We start from the raw sequence: 18,509 nt of genomic DNA on the forward strand, positions 1-18,509 counted from the left end.
GTACCTGGGGCCGGGTCGGCTGACTGACAAGGCGATACCGCTTCACTAGACTGACCCGGGTGGCAGAGCGATTCGTGGTGACTGGTGGCAACCGGTTGTCAGGCGAAGTCGCTGTTGGGGGCGCCAAGAACAGCGTGCTGAAGCTCATGGCCGCGACGCTGCTGGCCGAAGGCACCAGCACCATCACGAACTGTCCCGACATTCTCGACGTCCCGCTGATGGCCGAGGTGCTGCGCGGCCTGGGCGCCACCGTCGAACTCGACGGCGACGTCGCCCGCATCACCTCCCCGGACGAACCCAAGTACGACGCCGACTTCGCGGCCGTGCGGCAGTTTCGGGCTTCGGTCTGTGTGCTCGGGCCGCTGGTCGGCCGGTGCAAGAAGGCCAGGGTGGCGCTGCCCGGCGGCGATGCGATCGGATCCCGGCCCCTGGACATGCATCAGGCGGGGCTGCGGCAGCTGGGCGCGCAGTGCAATATCGAGCACGGTTGCGTGGTTGCCGAGGCGGAGACGTTGCGCGGAGCCGAGATTCAACTGGAATTTCCCTCGGTGGGGGCCACCGAGAACATTCTGATGGCCGCGGTGGTCGCCGAAGGCGTCACGATCATTCACAACGCGGCGCGCGAACCCGACGTGGTCGACCTCTGCACGATGTTGAACCAGATGGGCGCCCAGATCGAGGGCGCCGGCTCGCCGACCATGACGATCACCGGCGTCCCGCGGCTGCACCCGACCGAGCATCGCGTGATCGGGGACCGCATCGTCGCGGCGACCTGGGGTATCGCCGCGGCGATGACCCGCGGCGATATCACCGTGACGGGAATAGATCCCTCGCATCTGCAGTTGGTGCTGCACAAGCTTCATGACGCGGGTTCGACCGTCACCCAGACCGACGACAGCTTCCGGGTGGTGCAGTACGAGCGTCCGAAAGCGGTCAATGTCGCGACATTGCCGTTCCCAGGATTCCCAACTGACTTGCAGCCCATGGCGATTGCGCTGGCCTCGATCGCCGACGGCACCTCGATGATCACCGAGAACGTGTTCGAAGCACGTTTCCGGTTCGTCGAGGAGATGATCCGGCTGGGTGCGGACGCCCGCACCGACGGACACCACGCTGTGGTGCGCGGGTTGCCCCAGTTGTCGAGCGCGCCGGTGTGGTGTTCGGACATCCGGGCCGGAGCCGGCCTTGTCCTCGCGGGTCTCGTCGCGGACGGAGACACCGAGGTCCACGACGTTTTTCACATCGATCGGGGCTATCCGTTGTTCGTTGAGAACCTGGCGATTTTGGGAGCGGAGATCGAGCGGGTACAGTAACCCGAGTCAACGCCCCGAGGCGTGATCATCTCCCAAAAGAAGATCAAAACCAGGGGTTGACAGCCAAGCCAGATCAGTACTAGGCTGGCAGGGTTGCCCGAAAGAGAGCCTCTTCCAAGAAGTTCACGATCGAGTTGACACACCGGCCGGAAAAGTATTAAGCTGGCAGGGTTGCCCCAAAACAGGGCAAAACAGTGCAAGAAGTGTTGTTTGAGAACTCAATAGTGTGTTTGGTGAATTGTTTTGTTGTTGTTTTTTTGACTGCACCTAGCACTCCCCGTGTGTGGGTGTAGTCGCAATCATTGATGCCAGTTTTGGTGTCTTTTTGTTAGATCAGATTATCTCTGATAGTGAATTCACCTCGTTAGCGAGGGGTTTTTGTTTGGAGAGTTTGATTCTGGCTCAGGACGAACGCTGGCGGCGTGCTTAACACATGCAAGTCGAACGGTAAGGCCCTTCGGGGTACACGAGTGGCGAACGGGTGAGTAACACGTGGGTAATCTGCCCTGCACATCGGGATAAGCCTGGGAAACTGGGTCTAATACCGAATAGGACCACAGAACACATGTCCTGTGGTGGAAAGCTTTTGCGGTGTGGGATGGGCCCGCGGCCTATCAGCTTGTTGGTGGGGTGATGGCCCACCAAGGCGACGACGGGTAGCCGGCCTGAGAGGGTGTCCGGCCACACTGGGACTGAGATACGGCCCAGACTCCTACGGGAGGCAGCAGTGGGGAATATTGCACAATGGGCGAAAGCCTGATGCAGCGACGCCGCGTGGGGGATGACGGCCTTCGGGTTGTAAACCTCTTTCACCATCGACGAAGGTCCGGGTTTTCTCGGGCTGACGGTAGGTGGAGAAGAAGCACCGGCCAACTACGTGCCAGCAGCCGCGGTAATACGTAGGGTGCGAGCGTTGTCCGGAATTACTGGGCGTAAAGAGCTCGTAGGTGGTTTGTCGCGTTGTTCGTGAAATCTCACGGCTTAACTGTGAGCGTGCGGGCGATACGGGCAGACTTGAGTACTGCAGGGGAGACTGGAATTCCTGGTGTAGCGGTGGAATGCGCAGATATCAGGAGGAACACCGGTGGCGAAGGCGGGTCTCTGGGCAGTAACTGACGCTGAGGAGCGAAAGCGTGGGGAGCGAACAGGATTAGATACCCTGGTAGTCCACGCCGTAAACGGTGGGTACTAGGTGTGGGTTTCCTTCCTTGGGATCCGTGCCGTAGCTAACGCATTAAGTACCCCGCCTGGGGAGTACGGCCGCAAGGCTAAAACTCAAAGAAATTGACGGGGGCCCGCACAAGCGGCGGAGCATGTGGATTAATTCGATGCAACGCGAAGAACCTTACCTGGGTTTGACATGCACAGGACGCCGGCAGAGATGTCGGTTCCCTTGTGGCCTGTGTGCAGGTGGTGCATGGCTGTCGTCAGCTCGTGTCGTGAGATGTTGGGTTAAGTCCCGCAACGAGCGCAACCCTTGTCTCATGTTGCCAGCGGGTAATGCCGGGGACTCGTGAGAGACTGCCGGGGTCAACTCGGAGGAAGGTGGGGATGACGTCAAGTCATCATGCCCCTTATGTCCAGGGCTTCACACATGCTACAATGGCCGGTACAAAGGGCTGCGATGCCGCGAGGTTAAGCGAATCCTTTTAAAGCCGGTCTCAGTTCGGATCGGGGTCTGCAACTCGACCCCGTGAAGTCGGAGTCGCTAGTAATCGCAGATCAGCAACGCTGCGGTGAATACGTTCCCGGGCCTTGTACACACCGCCCGTCACGTCATGAAAGTCGGTAACACCCGAAGCCAGTGGCCTAACCCTTTGGGAGGGAGCTGTCGAAGGTGGGATCGGCGATTGGGACGAAGTCGTAACAAGGTAGCCGTACCGGAAGGTGCGGCTGGATCACCTCCTTTCTAAGGAGCACCACGAAGAGCACTCCAATTGGTGGGGTGCGAGCCGTGAGGGGTCATCGTCTGTAGTGGACGAAGACCGGGTGCACGACAACAAGCAAAGCCAGACACACTATTGGGTCCTGAGGCAACACCCTCGGGTGCTGTCCCCCCATCTTGGTGGTGGGGTGTGGTGTTTGAGAATTGGATAGTGGTTGCGAGCATCAAAATGTATGCGTTGTCGTCCGCGGCAACGTGTTCTTTTTGTGCAATTTTATTCTTTGGTTTTTGTAGTGTTTGTAAGTGTCTAAGGGCGCATGGTGGATGCCTTGGCATCGAGAGCCGATGAAGGACGTGGGAGGCTGCGATATGCCTCGGGGAGCTGTCAACCGAGCGTTGATCCGAGGATTTCCGAATGGGGAAACCCAGCACGAGTGATGTCGTGTTACCCGTATCTGAATATATAGGGTGCGGGAGGTAACGCGGGGAAGTGAAACATCTCAGTACCCGTAGGAAGAGAAAACAATTGTGATTCCGCTAGTAGTGGCGAGCGAACGCGGAAAAGGCTAAACCGCATGCATGTGATACCGGGTAGGGGTTGTGTGTGCGGGGTTGTGGGAATGATCTTCTCAGCTCTACCTGGCTGGGAGGCAGTAAAAAAGTGTCGTAGTTAGCGGAAGTGGCCTGGGACGGTCTGCCGCAGACGGTGAGAGCCCGGTACGCGAAAACTCGACACCTGCCTTGATCAATCTCCCGAGTAGCAGCGAGCCCGTGGAATTTGCTGTGAATCTGCCGGGACCACCCGGTAAGCCTAAATACTTCTCGATGACCGATAGCGGATTAGTACCGTGAGGGAATGGTGAAAAGTACCCCGGGAGGGGAGTGAAAGAGTACCTGAAACCGTGCGCCTACAATCCGTCAGAGCCTCCTCGTGGGGTGATGGCGTGCCTTTTGAAGAATGAGCCTGCGAGTCAGGGACATGTCGCGAGGTTAACCCGTGTGGGGTAGCCGCAGCGAAAGCGAGTCTGAATAGGGCGTATCCCGTAAGGGTGTAGTGGCATGTTCTGGACCCGAAGCGGAGTGATCTACCCATGGCCAGGGTGAAGCGCGGGTAAGACCGCGTGGAGGCCCGAACCCACTTAGGTTGAAGACTGAGGGGATGAGCTGTGGGTAGGGGTGAAAGGCCAATCAAACTCCGTGATAGCTGGTTCTCCCCGAAATGCATTTAGGTGCAGCGTTGCGTGGTTCACCACGGAGGTAGAGCTACTGGATGGCCGATGGGCCCTACTAGGTTACTGACGTCAGCCAAACTCCGAATGCCGTGGTGTCAAGCGTGGCAGTGAGACGGCGGGGGATAAGCTCCGTACGTCGAAAGGGAAACAGCCCAGATCGCCGGCTAAGGCCCCAAAGCGTGTGCTAAGTGGAAAAGGATGTGCAGTCGCAGAGACAACCAGGAGGTTGGCTTAGAAGCAGCCACCCTTGAAAGAGTGCGTAATAGCTCACTGGTCAAGTGATTGTGCGCCGATAATGTAGCGGGGCTCAAGCACACCGCCGAAGCCGCGGCACATCTACGTAAGTAGGTGTGGGTAGGGGAGCGTCCCTCATTCAGCGAAGCCGTCGGGTAACCGTAGGTGGAGGATGGGGGAGTGAGAATGCAGGCATGAGTAGCGAATAGGCAAGTGAGAACCTTGCCCGCCGAAAGACCAAGGGTTCCTGGGCCAGGCCAGTCCGCCCAGGGTGAGTCGGGACCTAAGGCGAGGCCGACAGGCGTAGTCGATGGACAACGGGTTGATATTCCCGTACCCGTGTGTGCGCGCCCGTGATGAATCAATTGTGCTAACCACCCAAATGGTCGCTGATCAATCCCTTCGGGGTGCGACGGTGACCGGCTGCGTGGGACCCCAGTTGGTAGTAGTCAAGCGACGGGGTGACGCAGGAAGGTAGCCGTACCAGTCAGTGGTAATACTGGGGCAAGCCCGTAGGGAGAGCGATAGGCAAATCCGTCGCTCATTAATCCTGAGAGGTGACGCATAGCCGATTGAGGCGAATTCGGTGATCCTCTGCTGCCAAGAAAAGCCTCTAGCGAGTTCACACACGGCCCGTACCCCAAACCAACACAGGTGGTCAGGTAGAGAATACCAAGGCGTACGAGATAACTATGGTTAAGGAACTCGGCAAAATACCCCCGTAACTTCGGGAGAAGGGGGGCCGGCATATCGTGAACACCTTTTCGGTGGAAGCGGAAGCCGGTCGCAGAAACCAGTGAGAAGCGACTGTTTACTAAAAACACAGGTCCGTGCGAAGTCGCAAGACGATGTATACGGACTGACGCCTGCCCGGTGCTGGAAGGTTAAGAGGACCCGTTAACTCGTAAGGGTGAAGCGGAGAATTTAAGCCCCAGTAAACGGCGGTGGTAACTATAACCATCCTAAGGTAGCGAAATTCCTTGTCGGGTAAGTTCCGACCTGCACGAATGGCGTAACGACTTCTCAACTGTCTCAACCATAGACTCGGCGAAATTGCACTACGAGTAAAGATGCTCGTTACGCGCGGCAGGACGAAAAGACCCCGGGACCTTCACTATAGCTTGGTATTGTTGTTCGGTACGGTTTGTGTAGGATAGGTGGGAGACTGTGAAGCTTCGACGCTAGTTGAGGTGGAGTCGTTGTTGAAATACCACTCTGATCGTATTGGACACCTAACGTCGAACCGTATATCCGGTTCACGGACAGTGCCTGGTGGGTAGTTTAACTGGGGCGGTTGCCTCCTAAAATGTAACGGAGGCGCCCAAAGGTTCCCTCAACCTGGACGGCAATCAGGTGTTGAGTGTAAATGCACAAGGGAGCTTGACTGCGAGACTTACAAGTCAAGCAGGGACGAAAGTCGGGATTAGTGATCCGGCACCTCTGAGTGGAAGGGGTGTCGCTCAACGGATAAAAGGTACCCCGGGGATAACAGGCTGATCTTCCCCAAGAGTCCATATCGACGGGATGGTTTGGCACCTCGATGTCGGCTCGTCGCATCCTGGGGCTGGAGCAGGTCCCAAGGGTTGGGCTGTTCGCCCATTAAAGCGGCACGCGAGCTGGGTTTAGAACGTCGTGAGACAGTTCGGTCTCTATCCGCCGCGCGCGTCAGAAACTTGAGGAAACCTGTCCCTAGTACGAGAGGACCGGGACGGACGAACCTCTAGTGCACCAGTTGTCCCACCAGGGGCACTGCTGGATAGCTACGTTCGGACAGGATAACCGCTGAAAGCATCTAAGCGGGAAACCTTCTCCAAGATCAGGTTTCTCACCCTCTAGGAGGGATAAGGCCCCCAGCAGAACACTGGATTGATAGGCCAGACCTGGAAGCTCAGTAATGGGTGCAGGGAACTGGCACTAACCGGCCGAAAACTTACCAACACAACCAATCGCAACCACTATTCGTTCCTCGACCGCAAGGTCGAGTAACACCGCACCCCGCCACCAAACACAAATTTAAATAGAGTTACGGCGGCCACAGCGACAGGGAAACGCCCGGTCCCATCCCGAACCCGGAAGCTAAGCCTGTCAGCGCCGATGATACTGCCCTCTTCGGGTGGAAAAGTAGGACACCGCCGAACATACACAAAAACACCCCCATTAATTTGGGGGTGTTTTTGCATTCCGGGGACTCACGGTTCTCGGCGAGCAGACGCAAAATCGCGCGAATTCGCGTTCGAAAGGACGATTTTGCGTCTGCTCGCGCCGGCTTAGTCGAACAATGTCAGATCTGCCGGCGCCTGCCGCTTCTCCAACGAGAGCAGCGTTTGTTTGCGATCGAGCCCGCCGCCGTATCCGGTCAACTTGCCGGCCGCCCCGATAACGCGATGGCAGGGCACGATAATGGCGATGGGATTGTGCCCATTGGCCAAACCGACGGCCCGCGCAGCGCCGGGAGCGCCGATCTGCTCGGCGATCTGTCCGTAGGACCTGGTCTCACCGTACGGAATGGTCAGCAGCGCTTCCCACACCCGCTTCTGGAATTCCGTGCCGCGCATATCCAGTTGCACGTCGAAATCGCACAGCTCTCCCGCGAAATAGGCGTCGAGTTGGCGGACCACCTCGGGGAAGCCGCCCTCATCCGGTGCCCAGTCTGCGCGACTCGGTTCATAAGTCTGGTCGACCATCCGCAGATTTGTCAGCGTGCCGTCGCGTCCGGCCAGCGTCAGCGGCCCGATCGGGCTGTCGATAGTGCGGTAATTGATCATGCGACCTCCTTGGGTGGCCATTGGTTCACCGAATGATCGAGCGTGGCCCAGAGATGCTGGGTGACGTAGGACCGCCAGGGACGCCAGCGAGCGCTGTGTTCCACCAGCGTTCGCTCATGCGTCGGCAACCCCAGCTGCTCGGCGGCGAGCTTCAGTCCGAGGTCGGTGGCCGGAAATGCGTCCGGATCGCCCAGCCCGCGCATCGCGATCACTTCCGCGGTCCACGGACCGATTCCCGGCAATTCCAGCAGTTGCCGCCGCGCCCGCGCCCAGTCGCATCCGGCGTCCAGGGTGATTGTGCCGTCCGCGAGAGCCCCGATGAGCCCGCTCAGCGTTCGCTGTCGCGACTTGGGCACCGCGAGGTGGACCGGATCGATCTCGGCGAGTTCGTCGACGGACGGGAAGGTATGGGTCAGCGTGCCGGCGCCGTCTTGCACCGGCTGCCCGTACGCCGCGACCAGCCGGCCGGCGTGGGTGCGTGCGGCCTTGGTCGAGACCTGCTGCCCGAGCACCGCCCGCACGGCGAGTTCGGCTTCGTCGACCGTCCGCGGGATGCGCTGACCGGGTGCCTTGGTGACGACGGGTTCTAGTTCCGGGTCGGCACTGAGCGCTTCGACCACCGCTTCAGGATCTGCGTCCAGATCCAGCAGACGCCGGCACCGGGCGGTTGCGGCGGCGAGGTCCCGGAAGTCGTCCAGCACCAGCACACACCGCACGTGGTCCGGCGCCGGGGTCAGAGACACCAGGCCGTTGCCCCAGGCCAGGCGCAGTGTGCGCCGGTAGGCGCCGTCACGGACCTCCTCGCAGCCCGGTACGGCGGTGGCGGCCAGATGGCCGAAAACTCCCTCGTAGGCGAACGGAGTGCGAACCGGCAACCGCAGCGACAACACCCCGGCGGACGTGGCAGAACCGAATCGCACGGCAGCTCGCTTGCGCAGCAGCGACGGGGTGCTGTCGCACACCAGCCGAACAGTGTCGTTGAACTGCCGGATGCTGGAAAACCCGGCGGCGAATGCCACGTCGCCGAACGGCAGGTCGGTGGTCTCGATCAAGACCCTGGCGGCCTGCATCCGCTGCGCCCGGGCCAGGGCCAGCGGACCCGCGCCGACCTCCGCCTGCAGCAGCCTCTCCAACTGGCGGGTGGTGTAGCCGAGGTGGCCGGCCAGCCCGGTCACCCCTTCGCGGTCCACCGTGCCGTCGGCGATCAGGCGCATGGCCCGCGCGACGACGTCACCTCGCACGTTCCACTCCGGCGAACCCGGGGAGGCGTCAGGGCGGCACCGCTTGCAGGCCCGGAAGCCCGCACGCTGGGCTGCCGCGGCCGTCGGGAGGAATCGCACGTTGCGGGCGAACGGCGGCCGCACCGGACAACTGGGCCGACAATAGATCCGCGTGGTCAGGACCGCGATCACGAACCAGCCGTCGAACCGGGCGTCCTTGGCCTGGACCGCTCGGTAACAGCGTTCGAAATCCTCGTGCACGCTTTCCACAGTTACACCCCCGCGGCGACAAGACTGGCGGAAAACCGACATCAATGTCGACCCCGCCTGGGCGGCCCGGACTACGTGCGTGGCGTGGCCGGCTCCACCGGAGAGGCCAGCTTCGTGCGCTGATCGTGCCCGCGGAGTTTGACACTCTTGCCCACCGTCCACCGGGCGCGCTCGTCTTCGCCTGCGCCTTCCAGGGTCTGCTCGGTGGTCAGTAGTTTTCCGGGTCGCGACTTGGCCAGTTCGCACAATCGGGCCGCCTCGTTGACCGGCTCGCCGATCACCGTGTACTCGAACCTCTCTTTCGCGCCCACATTTCCGGCGACGACAGTGCCGGCTGCGACCCCGATGCCGGCCTGAAGTTCGGTCATCTCGTCGGCCAGTCGGTCGGCGATGGCACGCGCGCAGGCCAAGGCCTCGTCTTCGGGCGAGTCCAGGTGGTTGGGAGCACCGAAGATGGCCAGCGACGCGTCTCCTTCGAATTTGTTGACCAGTCCGTGGTGACGGTCGACCTCTTCGACGACGATCGTGAAGAACTGGTTGAGCAGATCAACGACCTCCACCGGGGGCCGGCTGGTCACCAGCTTCGTCGAACCGACGATGTCGATGAAGACCACGGCGACGTGGCGTTCCTCGCCGCCGAGCTTGGGTCGCTCGCGTTCGGCCGCGAGTGCCACGTCGCGCCCCACATGCCGGCCGAACAGGTCTCGGACGCGCTCGCGCTCGCGCAGGCCGTCGACCATGGCGTTGAAACCCCTTTGCAATTCCCCCAGTTCGGTGCCGTCGAACACGACCAGGTCACCGCGCAGGTCGCCCTGCTCCACCCGCTTGAGCGCTGCGCGCACAACCCGCACCGGCGTCGCCGTCAACCACGCGAAAATCCACAACAGGATGAAGCCGAAGATCAGCGTGGCCGCCGAGATGATCAACACCCCGACCGCGAACTGGGTCTGAGTCAGGTTCTTCAGCGTCATCTCGAAGAAGGCCATCAGGCCGATGCCCACGACCGGGACCCCCGAACCGAGCAGCCACACCATCATGGTCCGGCCCATGATTCCGGGCGCCAGTCGCCGCGGCGGCGGGCCGGCTTCCAGCGCCTGGGCGGCCACGGGTCGCAGAGCGAACTCGGTGAGCAGGTAACTGCCGGTGGAGACCAACAGGCCGCAGAAGCTCACCGCGACCAGGAACCGGGGGATGAACATGGTGTTCGCCATGCCGTAGAGGACGGTCGTCAATACCGTCCCGATTCCCCACAGGATGAGGTGGCCGACCGCGACACGCCACGGCGCCATGAATGTGTTGCGCTCGTCCCTGTCGGTCGGCTTGCGTTCCTCGATTGCCCAGCGCAGCGCTTCGACGGTGCCGCGGGTGATCGTGTAGGCGCCGACGACCAGCGCGGCAACGATGTAGGCGGGGACCGCAATGACAGACACCCACAGCGGGGCGTCGTCGAACACGCTGGGCACCGGTACCGCAACCGTCACCAGCAAAACGGCGACGGCGATACCGATCAGGTTCGCGGCCACGATGAGGACGGTCATGATGACCTGGATGCGGACCCGCCGGCGGTGCTGGTCTTCGGAGACCCGCCCGAGCAACCAGGAGCCGTACGCGGGCGTGTCCGGCAGCCGACCGCTCTGTCGGGTCACCTTCTCCAGGACACGGCCCAGACGCTGCGCGACGCTCTTCTTGGGGGCCGTATTGGCAGACATGGTGGCGTCAGCCTAATTCTTGTGAGGCTTTTCGTATGACGTCGGGTATGCCCCGCGGGCCTGTTCATCCGGGTGGCCGACCGGACATCTCGGTACGTGAGCGAGGGTCGCCCCGGACATCCGACTGCGAGCGACGCGGCGGGGGTGAGTCAGCCGAAGGGGCTCGTGCCGGCAAATGCTGGTGTCAGGGGAAGCGGCGCTGATGGTCAGCGCGATGGCGTCAGCTCAATTCGCGAGACACGGGTGTCGGCCGGGTCGGGTGAAGGAGATGCGCCAGTTGCGTTGGCTGGTCGTGGCCACGAAGCGTCACCGTTCCGACGGTGGCCCACAAAGCGCACTCGTCTTCGCTTGCGCTGTGCAGCATTTCGAAGCTCGCCAGCAACCTGTCATCGTGGGATTTCGCCAGCTCGCACAGTCGAGCCGCCTCGTTGACGGGCTCCCCGATCACGGTGTATTCAAATCTTTCCTTGGCGCCCACGTTGCCGGCCACGACGGTTCCGGCCGCCACGCCGATGCCGGCGTAGCACTCGGACATCTCGGCGGCCATCCGATGGGCGATCGCCCGTGCGGTGGCCAGGGCGGCGTCTTCGGGGCAATCCAGATGATTCGGGGCACCGAAGATCGCCAGCGACGCGTCACCCTCGAACTTGTTGACCAGTCCGTGGCGGCAGTCCACCTCCTCGACGACGATAGTGAAGAATTTGTTGAGCACATCGACGACTTCCGCCGGTGGCCGGCTGCGGACCAACTTCGTGGACCCGACGATGTCGATGAAGACCACAGCGACATGGCGTTCCTCGCCGCCGAGCTTGGGTCGCTCACGTTCCGCGGCGGCGGCGACTTCGCGGCCGACATGTCTGCCGAACAGGTCGCGGATCCGCTCGCGCTCGCGCAGCCCGTCGACCATGGCGTTAAAACCTCGCTGCAGTTCCCCGATCTCGGTTGCGTCGAACACGACCAGCTCTCCGTCCAGGTCGCCCTCCTCGACGCGTTTGAGCGCCGCGCGCACCACTCGGACGGGAGTCACGGTCAGCCAGGACATGATCCACATGACGATGTATCCGAAGACCAGCGTGGCCAGCGAGATGATCAGGACCGCGATTTCCAGCTGGGTCTCGGTCAGATCCCCGACCACCAGCGCCATCACCGATATCAGAGCGTTGCCGGCCAGCGGCACACCCGAGCCGACCAGCCAGACGTTCATCGTCCGGGTCATCATGCCCGGGTTGAACCGTCTCAGCGTGCGGCCGGCCTCCAGTGCCTGCGCCGCCAACGGCCGTAACGCGAACTCCGTTGCCAGGTAGCTGTTGGTCGCGACGAGCGCGCCGCAGATCGCGACCGTCAGATAGACGATCGAGAAGAACACGCGATCGATGGTTCCGTAGAGCGCACCCAGCGACGCCGCCGCGATATTCCAGAGAATGAAATGGACGACGGCTACCCGGAACGGGGCCACCAGCGTCTTTCGCCCGTCGGCCGTGGTGGGCTCATGTTCCTCGACCGCCCACCGGCTGGATTCGGTGAGAATCCGTGCGGTGATCCACACGGTAGCGCCGAGCATTGCGCACATCGGCGCCAATCCGAAAGCCAGCCAACGGGATCCGTCGATATATATGTTGGGTGCCGGAAACGCGAGGCGCAGGATCAGCACGACAAATCCGACGCCGGTCAGATTCGCCAGCAAGCTGTAGAGGCAGGCGATCAGCTTGATGCGCCGGCGCCGGCGGGACTGAGATTCGGTGACCTGGCCCAGCAACCAGGTGCCATACGCCTCCTTGGCCGACCGCCGCTCACCCCGTGGGGCTACCCGCTCGACGAACCGGCCCCAGGGCGACGGGTCCTTCTCGAAAGTGCGCGTGGTCGACATGGTGGCGACAGCCTAGTTCTTCGTTTTCGGGATGAGGCTCATTTCCTCGGGGTGGCCAGGCTCGCGGCTGATGGCGGGGGCACGCTGGCGGCTGATGGCGCACGCACGTCTTAAGGTGGTCGGGTGCGTCTCGTCATCGCCCAGTGCACCGTTGATTACGTAGGCCGTCTCACCGCGCATCTGCCGTCCGCCCGCCGACTGCTGTTGTTCAAGGCCGACGGATCGGTCAGCGTGCACGCCGACGACCGCGCTTACAAGCCACTGAATTGGATGAGCCCGCCGTGCTGGCTGACCGAGGAGCCGGGCCCGGTGTGGGTGGTCGAGAACAAGACCGGTGAACAGTTGCGCATCACGGTCGAGGGCGTCGAGCACGACTCCAGCCACGACCTTGGTGTGGATCCGGGTCTGGTCAAGGACGGCGTCGAGGCGCACCTGCAGGCTCTGCTCGCCGAGCACGTGGGCCTGCTCGGTGAGGGCTACACGTTGGTCCGCCGGGAGTACATGACCGCGATCGGACCGGTCGACCTGTTGTGCCGTGACGAGAAGGGCGGCTCGGTTGCGGTGGAGATCAAGCGGCGCGGGGAGATCGACGGCGTCGAGCAGTTGACCCGCTATCTGGAGCTGCTCAACCGCGACACCGTCTTGGCGCCCGTCAAGGGTGTCTTCGCCGCGCAGCAGATCAAGCCCCAAGCCCGGACGCTGGCCACCGATCGTGGAATTCGTTGTCTGACACTGGATTACGACAAGATGCGGGGTATGGACAGCGACGAGTACCGGCTGTTCTGAGATGGCCCGGCGCCGCAGACCGCCCTTCCGGCAGCCGTTGCGGCTACCGAATCGGGTCGAAACCGGAGCGGACGGCTACGAGTACGAGGTGCGCCCGATTACGGCGGCGCGCGCCGTCAAGACCTATCGCTGCCCCGGCTGTGACCACGAAATCCGTTCCGGCACTGCGCATGTGGTGGTGTGGCGGATCGGTGCCGCAGAAGCGGTGGACGACCGCCGACACTGGCACACGCCGTGCTGGGCCAACCGCGCTAACCGCGGGCCGACCAGAAAATGGTCTTAGTGGTGGGCCGGCTCGACCAGCTCGATCAGCACGCCGCCGGCGTCCTTGGGGTGGATGAAGTTGATGCGTGAGTTCGCCGTGCCGCGGCGTGGCTTCTCGTAGACGAGTCGCACGCCCTGCGAGCGCAGCTGCTCACACATGGCATCCAAGTCCCTGATCCGGCAGGCCAGCTGCTGGATACCGGGGCCGCGCTTGTCGATGAACTTCGCGATCACCGACGTCTCGTCGAGCGGCGCCATCAGCTGGATCTGCGCGCTGGTGCCCGGGACCGCCAGCATCGCTTCGCGAATGCCCTGGTCATCGTTGATTTCTTCGTGCACCAGGATCATGCCCAGGTGGTCGTTGTACCACTCGATCGCAGCATCAAGATCGGCGACTGCAATGCCGACGTGATCGAGTCCTGTCACCAGTGACGTAGCCAGGGTGGGACGGGCGTCAACTTGATCGGTCGTCATTACATAACGGTAACCTCATAGGAAAGAATCCGCTTCTCCGGGTTGGCCCGTTCAGCCGTTCCCGTGCCGTTTAGGAGGTTTCATGACGACGTCGGTGATCGTTGCTGGGGCTCGGACGCCCATCGGCAAGTTGATGGGTTCGCTCAAGGACTTCAGCGCCAGCGACCTCGGTGCCATTGCGATCAAGGCCGCGCTGGAGAAGGCAAACGTGCCCGCATCGCTGGTCGAGTACGTGATCATGGGCCAGGTGCTGACCGCGGGCGCCGGGCAGATGCCGGCCCGCCAGTCCGCCGTCGGGGCGGGCATCGGCTGGGATGTGCCCGCGCTGACCATCAACAAGATGTGTTTGTCCGGGATCGATGCCATCGCCCTGGCCGACCAGCTCATTCGTGCGGGCGAGTTCGACGTGGTGGTCGCCGGCGGCCAGGAGTCGATGACGAAGGCGCCGCACCTGCTGATGGACAGCCGGGCCGGCTACAAGTACGGCGACGTCACGGTCCTCGACCACATGGCCTACGACGGCCTGCACGACGTGTTCACCGATCAGCCGATGGGCGCCTTGACCGAGCAGCGCAATGACGTGGACAAGTTCACCCGTCAGGAGCAGGACGAGTATGCCGCGCAATCCCACCAAAAGGCCGCTGCCGCATGGAAAGACGGCGTGTTCGCCGACGAGGTGGTCCCGGTCGACATTCCCCAGCGCAAGGGCGATCCGCTCCAGTTCAGCGAGGACGAAGGCATTCGGGCGAACACCACCGCCGACTCGCTGGCCGGCCTGAGACCCGCTTTCCGCAAGGACGGCACCATCACGGCGGGTTCGGCGTCGCAGATCTCCGACGGCGCCGCCGCGGTGGTGGTGATGAACAAGGAGAAGGCGCAAGAGTTGGGGTTGACCTGGCTGGTCGAGATCGGTGCGCACGGCGTGGTGGCCGGTCCGGATTCCACGCTGCAGTCCCAGCCCGCCAATGCGATCAAGAAGGCGATCGACCGCGAGGGCATCTCGATGGACCAACTCGATGTCGTCGAGATCAACGAAGCATTTGCGGCGGTGGCCCTGGCCTCCACCAGGGAGCTCGGTGTCAATCCGGACATCGTCAACGTCAACGGCGGCGCGATCGCTGTCGGGCACCCCATCGGAATGTCGGGAGCACGTATCACGCTGCACGTGGCGCTGGAACTGGCGCGCCGCGGATCGGGCTACGGCGTCGCCGCGCTGTGCGGGGCCGGCGGGCAGGGCGACGCACTGATCCTGCGCGCTGGGTAGCCGCCCCGGCAAGTTTGCTGGCGGGGTGCGGTGGCGGATACTGTCGTGGTTACTGTGAGATTGGTCATATCGTCCGGTTCCGGGATGCGAACCCGAATTCCGCGCACTGTTTGTCCGCCCGGGAGGCCGCCGAGAGTAGGGCGTGACGGCGTGACAGACTTGACGTCGTGACTCGTCCCCGACCTTCAATCGGGCCAGCCTTGGCCGGCGCGGTCGACCTGTCCGGTCTCAAGCAACGCGCTCAGCAGAAGGCCAGCGCGCCCCCGGGTGGCCCCGGTGGCCCGGGTGGTCCCGGTGGCCCCGGTGGCCCGGGCGGCTCCGGTGGGCCCGGGATCATTCAGGTCACCGAGGCCAATTTCGAGGACGAGGTGATCAACCGGTCCGACGAGATTCCGGTCGTCGTGTTGCTGTGGTCGCCTCGCAGCGAGGTATGCGTCGACTTGCTCGAGACGCTGGCCGGCCTGGCCGCAGACGACAACGGCACCTGGGCGCTGGCCGCGGCCAACGTCGACGCCGCGCCCGGCATAGCCCGGATCTTCGGCGTGCAGGCGGTTCCAACCGTGGTGGCTTTGGCTGCCGCGCAACCGGTCTCAAGTTTTCAGGGTCCGCAGCCCCCGGATCAGTTGCGGCGCTGGATCGACTCGCTCATCGACGCCACCGCCGGCAAGCTCCGAGGGGCACCGGGTTCTGGGCAGCCGGAGGAAGTCGACCCGGTGGTCGCTCAGGCGCGTCAGGAACTCGAGGCCGGTGACTTCGACGCGGCAAAGCAGTCCTACGAGGCGGTTTTGGCGGCCGACCCGGGCAGTGTGGAAGCCAAGGCGGCCATCCGCCAGATCGAGTTCCTCACGCGCGCGACCGCGCATCCGCCGGACTCTGTTGCGGCGGCCGATGCGGCGCCCGACGACATCGACGCGGCCTTCGCCGCCGCCGACGTCCAGATCATGAACCAGGATGTGACCGGCGCGTTCGACCGTCTGATCGCGTTGGTGCGACGGACATCGGGTGATGACCGCAGCACGGTGCGCACCCGGCTCATCGAGCTGTTCGAACTCTTCGACCCGGCCGACCCTGAGGTGGTCGCCGGCCGTCGCAACCTCGCCAACGCGCTGTACTGACGGGTTCCCCGCGAGCAGACGCAAAATCGCCCCGGAACATGCGTTCCAGGGCGATTTTGCGTCTGCTCGGCGCAGTGGCCGGGCGGGCGGCACTGCCGCTATAAGCCGCTGACGCCAGGCAGCCCGAGGAATCCTCCGGCGCCGCCGGCACCGCCTGCTCCCTTGGTCACCCCGAGCCCTCCGTTTCCGCCGTTCCCGCCGTTGCCGATTCCTTGGGCGTCGCCGCCGGCCCCGCCTGCGCCACCTGTCGTGGTTATGCTCACGCCGCCGGTGCCGCCGTTGCCTGCGTCGCCGAACAGTCCGGCGTTGCCGCCGCGACCTCCGGTTCCGGCGCTGGCAAAGCCGAGCCCGCCAGTACCACCGCTGCCTCCGCTTCCGTAGAGGAGACCGGCGTTGCCGCCCGCTCCGCCGTTTCCTCCCGCGGTAATACCAAACCCGCCGAAACCGCCTGCCCCTCCCGAACCGCCGAGGAGGCCGGCGTTGCCGCCGGCCCCGCCGACCCCGCCAACCGCGCCGGTGTCAATGGCGGCTCCGCCGGTGCCGCCGGAGCCACCCGAGCCGAACAACCCGCCGGCACCGCCGGCACCGCCGGCACCGGCGACGGTTTTCTGGGTGTAGCCGCCCGCGCCGCCGGAACCGCCGGTACTGAATAACTGGCCGGCGCCACCGGCGCCGCCGGCGCCGCCCAGGCCGTCGGTCGAGCCGGCACCGCCGGCTTGTCCGCCATATCCGCCTGTACCCCCGGATCCCCCCGGCCCGAACAACCCACCGGCCCCGCCGGTGCCGCCCACCCCGCCCGCACCGGCGGTAGAGCCGTCCCCGCTACTTTGCCCGCCGGCGCCGGCCGCCCCGCCCGAACCGCCCGATCCGAACAGACCGCCGGCACCGCCCTGACCGCCGGCGCCGCCGGTACCGGAGACGCCGCCCACCCCTGCGGTGCCGGTGCTGAATCCACCGCTGCCCCCGGCGCCGCCGGCACCACCCGAGCCGAACAAGCCACCGGCGCCGCCGGCGCCACCGGCCCCACCGGGAGTGCCGTTCGAACCGCTGCTGCCAACTGCGCCACTGCCGCCGGCGCCGCCGGAACCGGTCAGCAGACCGCCGGCCCCGCCGGCCCCGCCCGCGCCGCCGGCTACGTCCTCCGTGGCGGCTCCGCCGGCGCCACCGGCACCACCGTTGTTGAATAGTCCGCCCGCCCCGCCGGCCCCGCCGGTCCCACCAGCACCGGTGTCGCCGCCCAATCCGCCGACGCCGCCGGCGCCACCGGTGCCGAAGAGTTCGAGGAATCCGCTGCGCCCGCCGGCCCCGCCGGCCCCGCCACCGGTGTCACCTCCGCCGCCGGCACCGCCCATGCCGCCGGCACCGAACAGCAACGAGGCCCCACCGGCACCTCCCACGCCACCGACGCCGGTGAGTCCGATACCTCCGGCCCCTCCGGTGCCGCCCGCACCCCACAGCAGCCCGCCGGCTCCGCCGGCCCCGCCGGCCCCGCCCGTGCCGGTGGCGGCATTGCCGCCGGTCCCACCGGCGCCACCGGTGCCGAACAATCCTGCCGCCCCACCCGCGCCGCCGGCCTGACCGGCAGCACCCGATCCGCCGGCGCCGCCGTTGCCGTACAACAGCCCGCCCGCGCCACCGGGCTGGCCCGTGCCCGGCGCGCCATTGGCACCGTTGCCGATCAAGGGGCGTCCCAACAGCAGTTGCGTGGGCGTATTGATCAAGTTGATCAGACCTTCCAACGGTGAGGCGCTGGCGGCCTCCGCCGCCACATATGCGTTTGCGCCCACGCTCAAGGTCTGCACAAACTGCTCATGAATCGCCACCGCTTGCGCGCCGAGGGCCTGATAGCCCTGGGCGTGAGAGGAGAACAGGGCGGCGATCGCTACTGAGATGTCGTCGGCCGCGGCGCTCGCTACGAGAGTGGTGGACGACGCCGCCGCGCTGTTCGCCGTTCTGATCGCTGACTCGAGACCGGCCAGATTCGCGGCTACCGTTGACAGCGCCTCAGGCGCTGCGATCAGGTACGACATCCTCACTACCTCCCGACTAGGCAATTGGTCGGGACAGTATGGGTCACCCAAGGGTGCCGCGGATACGTTTCCGCGCACAAG

The 18,509-nt window shown here is 64.1% G+C and carries 11 protein-coding genes and 3 rRNA genes; 8 read left to right on the forward strand and 6 right to left on the reverse strand.

Annotation, left to right across the window (positions count from 1 at the left end; translation table 11 throughout):
- Positions 1 to 59: 59 nt before the first annotated feature.
- The 4 genes from murA (at position 60) to rrf (ending at position 6,802) form a co-directional block, all read left to right on the forward strand.
- Positions 60 to 1,313, forward strand: a complete 1,254-nt coding sequence (murA, locus tag ACNQS7_RS28340) for a UDP-N-acetylglucosamine 1-carboxyvinyltransferase (protein ID WP_055580735.1) — start codon at positions 60 to 62, stop codon at positions 1,311 to 1,313.
- Between the two features lie 379 nt (positions 1,314 to 1,692).
- Positions 1,693 to 3,222 (forward strand): 16S ribosomal RNA (locus ACNQS7_RS28345).
- 273 nt (positions 3,223 to 3,495) lie between these two features.
- Positions 3,496 to 6,602: ribosomal RNA gene (locus ACNQS7_RS28350) — 23S ribosomal RNA — on the forward strand.
- An 86-nt stretch (positions 6,603 to 6,688) separates the two neighbouring features.
- Positions 6,689 to 6,802 (forward strand): 5S ribosomal RNA (rrf, locus tag ACNQS7_RS28355).
- The 16S, 23S and 5S rRNA genes sit together here, the layout of an rRNA operon.
- A gap of 129 nt (positions 6,803 to 6,931) precedes the next feature.
- On the opposite strand, the gene ACNQS7_RS28360 is transcribed toward rrf, so the two are convergent.
- The 4 genes from ACNQS7_RS28360 to ACNQS7_RS28375 all read right to left on the reverse strand — a co-directional run bounded on the left by ACNQS7_RS28360 (position 6,932) and on the right by ACNQS7_RS28375 (position 12,495).
- Positions 6,932 to 7,429, reverse strand: coding sequence for a methylated-DNA--[protein]-cysteine S-methyltransferase (locus ACNQS7_RS28360; protein ID WP_418015149.1), 498 nt, complete (start codon positions 7,427 to 7,429; stop codon positions 6,932 to 6,934).
- Positions 7,426 to 8,910 carry an AlkA N-terminal domain-containing protein gene (locus ACNQS7_RS28365; RefSeq protein ID WP_418015150.1) on the reverse strand — a complete coding sequence of 495 codons (1,485 nt, stop codon included), beginning with the start codon at positions 8,908 to 8,910 and terminating at the stop codon, positions 7,426 to 7,428. The genes ACNQS7_RS28360 and ACNQS7_RS28365 overlap by 4 nt, the downstream gene beginning before the upstream one ends.
- 80 nt (positions 8,911 to 8,990) lie before the next feature.
- The gene (locus ACNQS7_RS28370; protein WP_418015151.1) at positions 8,991 to 10,628 is read right to left on the reverse strand and encodes an adenylate/guanylate cyclase domain-containing protein; all 1,638 of its coding nucleotides are present in this window, start codon (positions 10,626 to 10,628) and stop codon (positions 8,991 to 8,993) included.
- A gap of 220 nt (positions 10,629 to 10,848) precedes the next feature.
- A complete protein-coding gene (locus ACNQS7_RS28375; RefSeq protein WP_418015152.1) occupies positions 10,849 to 12,495 on the reverse strand; it encodes an adenylate/guanylate cyclase domain-containing protein in 1,647 nt (548 codons plus the stop codon).
- A gap of 123 nt (positions 12,496 to 12,618) precedes the next feature.
- Here ACNQS7_RS28375 and nucS point away from each other — a divergent pair, with 123 nt between their 5' ends.
- Positions 12,619 to 13,281, forward strand: coding sequence for an endonuclease NucS (gene nucS, locus ACNQS7_RS28380; protein ID WP_055580731.1), 663 nt, complete (start codon positions 12,619 to 12,621; stop codon positions 13,279 to 13,281).
- Position 13,282: 1 nt separating this feature from the next.
- The gene (locus tag ACNQS7_RS28385; protein ID WP_418015153.1) at positions 13,283 to 13,564 is read left to right on the forward strand and encodes a hypothetical protein; all 282 of its coding nucleotides are present in this window, start codon (positions 13,283 to 13,285) and stop codon (positions 13,562 to 13,564) included.
- Here ACNQS7_RS28385 and mce read toward each other — a convergent pair.
- Positions 13,561 to 14,019, reverse strand: coding sequence for a methylmalonyl-CoA epimerase (gene mce / locus ACNQS7_RS28390; protein WP_055580730.1), 459 nt, complete (start codon positions 14,017 to 14,019; stop codon positions 13,561 to 13,563). The genes ACNQS7_RS28385 and mce overlap by 4 nt on opposite strands.
- 82 nt (positions 14,020 to 14,101) lie before the next feature.
- Here mce and ACNQS7_RS28395 point away from each other — a divergent pair, with 82 nt between their 5' ends.
- Both ACNQS7_RS28395 and ACNQS7_RS28400 read left to right on the forward strand, forming a co-directional pair.
- Positions 14,102 to 15,283 (forward strand): acetyl-CoA C-acetyltransferase, encoded by a 1,182-nt coding sequence (locus tag ACNQS7_RS28395; RefSeq protein WP_418015154.1) that lies wholly within the window; start codon positions 14,102 to 14,104, stop codon positions 15,281 to 15,283.
- Between the two features lie 167 nt (positions 15,284 to 15,450).
- Positions 15,451 to 16,398, forward strand: coding sequence for a tetratricopeptide repeat protein (locus ACNQS7_RS28400; protein ID WP_418015155.1), 948 nt, complete (start codon positions 15,451 to 15,453; stop codon positions 16,396 to 16,398).
- 98 nt (positions 16,399 to 16,496) lie between these two features.
- Here ACNQS7_RS28400 and ACNQS7_RS28405 read toward each other — a convergent pair whose 3' ends face one another.
- Positions 16,497 to 18,428 carry a PE family protein gene (locus ACNQS7_RS28405; protein ID WP_418015156.1) on the reverse strand — a complete coding sequence of 644 codons (1,932 nt, stop codon included), beginning with the start codon at positions 18,426 to 18,428 and terminating at the stop codon, positions 16,497 to 16,499.
- Between the last annotated feature and the right edge of the window lie 81 nt (positions 18,429 to 18,509).

Source organism: Mycobacterium sp. 23, assembly GCF_048287075.1.
Taxonomy (GTDB): Bacteria; Actinomycetota; Actinomycetes; order Mycobacteriales; family Mycobacteriaceae; genus Mycobacterium; species Mycobacterium gordonae_B.